This window comes from Massilia sp. 2TAF26 (genome assembly GCF_052115005.1).
Lineage (GTDB): Bacteria > Pseudomonadota > Gammaproteobacteria > Burkholderiales > Burkholderiaceae_D > Telluria.
This window is the reverse complement of record NZ_JBFRFV010000099.1, coordinates 1-530: the sequence shown is the minus strand read 5'-3', so window position 1 is coordinate 530 and position 530 is coordinate 1. Positions and strand designations below refer to the sequence as shown.

General features: G+C 58.1%; 1 protein-coding gene. It reads left to right on the top strand.

Annotation, left to right across the window (positions count from 1 at the left end):
- A partial coding sequence (locus AB4Z32_RS27630; protein WP_442125004.1) for a hypothetical protein occupies positions 1-466 on the top strand: 466 nt, incomplete at its 5' end.
- Positions 467-530: the final 64 nt, after the last annotated feature.

Genomic DNA, 530 nt, shown 5'->3' with positions numbered 1-530 from the left:
CACCGGCTGCGTCGGCTGTCCTCTTGCTCAAGAGGACAGCGCACTCGATACGGTGCTGCTGAACGCTTCGTGGACCTACCTGGCACCCATGAAGGGAATCAAAGTCCTTTGGCGGGAGCTTCGCGAACCGCAGCATCGCCTGCGCAAGTCCGGCATCGAACGCCTCAAGGACGGCAGTATCGGTAAGAACCCGCAACGCATGGGTCCACTCACGTTGGAGGCCCGGTTGATGGGGCTGGAACGTCTTCTTGCTATCCAGGCCGAAGTGAATACCTCCGCCGCATTGTTGCGCCGGCCGCTGGTGGACATTATCAATGCTGAAGAAGAAGCGCGCATTCGTGAACTGATCAGCCTAAACACTTGGCCGGACAGATGGGATGGCAGCGAGCCGTTGGCGACAACCATCATGGACGTGGTTTATCAAAATGGTGCGGTGCAGCCGCGCCTGTTCTCGGAGACTGATTAATGGACTGGTTCCGTATGTACAGCGAGTTTGCCGCTGATCCGAAAGTGCAGAGCCTGCCGGAAGT